At 52.9% G+C, this 1,213-nt stretch carries 1 rRNA gene; it reads left to right on the top strand.

The features are described from left to right. Positions 1-1,213: ribosomal RNA gene (locus CRI63_RS23670) — 23S ribosomal RNA — on the top strand; the annotation flags it as partial.

The following is a 1,213-nucleotide window of genomic DNA, read 5'->3' as shown; positions in this document are numbered from 1 at the left end:
GATGGGAAACAGGTTAATATTCCTGTACTTGGTGTTACTGCGAAGGGGGGGACGGAGAAGGCTATGTTGGCCGGGCGACGGTTGTCCCGGTTTAAGCGTGTAGGCTGGTTTTCCAGGCAAATCCGGAAAATCAAGGCTGAGGCGTGATGACGAGGCACTACGGTGCTGAAGCAACAAATGCCCTGCTTCCAGGAAAAGCCTCTAAGCATCAGGTAACATCAAATCGTACCCCAAACCGACACAGGTGGTCAGGTAGAGAATACCAAGGCGCTTGAGAGAACTCGGGTGAAGGAACTAGGCAAAATGGTGCCGTAACTTCGGGAGAAGGCACGCTGATATGTAGGTGAAGCGACTTGCTCGTGGAGCTGAAATCAGTCGAAGATACCAGCTGGCTGCAACTGTTTATTAAAAACACAGCACTGTGCAAACACGAAAGTGGACGTATACGGTGTGACGCCTGCCCGGTGCCGGAAGGTTAATTGATGGGGTTAGCGCAAGCGAAGCTCTTGATCGAAGCCCCGGTAAACGGCGGCCGTAACTATAACGGTCCTAAGGTAGCGAAATTCCTTGTCGGGTAAGTTCCGACCTGCACGAATGGCGTAATGATGGCCAGGCTGTCTCCACCCGAGACTCAGTGAAATTGAACTCGCTGTGAAGATGCAGTGTACCCGCGGCAAGACGGAAAGACCCCGTGAACCTTTACTATAGCTTGACACTGAACATTGAGCCTTGATGTGTAGGATAGGTGGGAGGCTTTGAAGTGTGGACGCCAGTCTGCATGGAGCCGACCTTGAAATACCACCCTTTAATGTTTGATGTTCTAACGTGGACCCGTAATCCGGGTTGCGGACAGTGTCTGGTGGGTAGTTTGACTGGGGCGGTCTCCTCCTAAAGAGTAACGGAGGAGCACGAAGGTTGGCTAATCCTGGTCGGACATCAGGAGGTTAGTGCAATGGCATAAGCCAGCTTGACTGCGAGCGTGACGGCGCGAGCAGGTGCGAAAGCAGGTCATAGTGATCCGGTGGTTCTGAATGGAAGGGCCATCGCTCAACGGATAAAAGGTACTCCGGGGATAACAGGCTGATACCGCCCAAGAGTTCATATCGACGGCGGTGTTTGGCACCTCGATGTCGGCTCATCACATCCTGGGGCTGAAGTAGGTCCCAAGGGTATGGCTGTTCGCCATTTAAAGTGGTACGCGAGCTGGGTTTAG

The sequence above is a fragment of the Escherichia sp. E2661 genome, from assembly GCF_004745185.1.
GTDB lineage: Bacteria > Pseudomonadota > Gammaproteobacteria > Enterobacterales > Enterobacteriaceae > Escherichia.
Note: the sequence above shows the minus strand (reverse complement) of the source record. Positions and strands in the feature narration are given on the sequence as shown.